This window comes from Nostoc sp. MG11, assembly GCF_014904695.1.
Lineage (GTDB): Bacteria > Cyanobacteriota > Cyanobacteriia > Cyanobacteriales > Nostocaceae > Komarekiella.
In genome coordinates, this window is record NZ_JACXXN010000188.1 from 1 (window position 1) to 992 (window position 992).

The following is a 992-nucleotide window of genomic DNA, read 5'->3' on the forward strand; positions in this document are numbered from 1 at the left end:
ACTCGCCACCATCCCGATATTCAAATACAAAGCGACTATGAATTAACTTTTGGTATCCCTGTCCATTACTGACTTTTTTGTTGTGCTTAACATAACGCAGTAATTGCCACTCTTCATCTGATATTGGCATAGTCATATCATTTTTACGAGCGCGAACCACTTGCTCTAGGATGCTACGGGAAAGGGGAAGTTTCATTTCCTCCTGAATCCAGATATTTAACAACCGTAACAAGTCTCGCACATGACCACCGCTTAAACTACATAACCGCTCAAGAGTCGTGACACTATCAAAAATATCAGTAATCTGGCTTAGGCGCTCGTCTGGTTGCAAATCGGGAAAGGCTCTGGCTAACACCATCTGTTGCATCAGTGCCATCCCCTGTTGATGCACACTACCGTCAGACCACTGTACAGGTACCATTGGTAACACCTTCGGGTCTGACGGGAATCGCTGGGTCAGCGTTCCATAATCATTCGAGAATTTCAAAGCAAAGGGCATTGTAAAGACTAAATGACAATTCAGCTTTGTCAAAAGCTCTCCTTGATCTACAAACAGATATTCCTGTTGCGGACGACCCCAGGGCTTGATGCGATTATCTATGCGGTCGAGGTTATCTACAATCACCACCAACCCCTTTTTCCCATGCTGCTTCAGTTTAGTGATCGCCGGCTCTAACAGTTCTCGATTAATCGCCTCCAACAGTCTGGTTTTCTGTGGCCATAGGTACTGATTAAGTTTCTGCCGCAGTATCGGATCACTTTTCATCTGGGATATAATTTCTCCAATTCCCAAGGCGAGAGAAAATTTATCTTTGTCCATAGATAAACCAACGTCTCCTATAGGTGTTTTTACCTTCAACCCTGTCACCTCGGAGTTTAAAACCTTCAACGCACCTTGCAGTAGCTGATTTAACTTGCTCGCTTCCTCCAGCGGTATTTTCTCCAAACTCTGGCTGACACGATGAGCGATGGCTAGCAGCACATCTACAATA

At 44.7% G+C, this 992-nt stretch carries 1 protein-coding gene; it reads right to left on the minus strand.

Annotated elements, in window-relative coordinates; translation table 11 throughout:
• A partial coding sequence (locus HCR01_RS37995; protein WP_193201024.1) for an ATP-binding protein occupies nucleotides 1-992 on the minus strand: 992 nt, incomplete at both ends.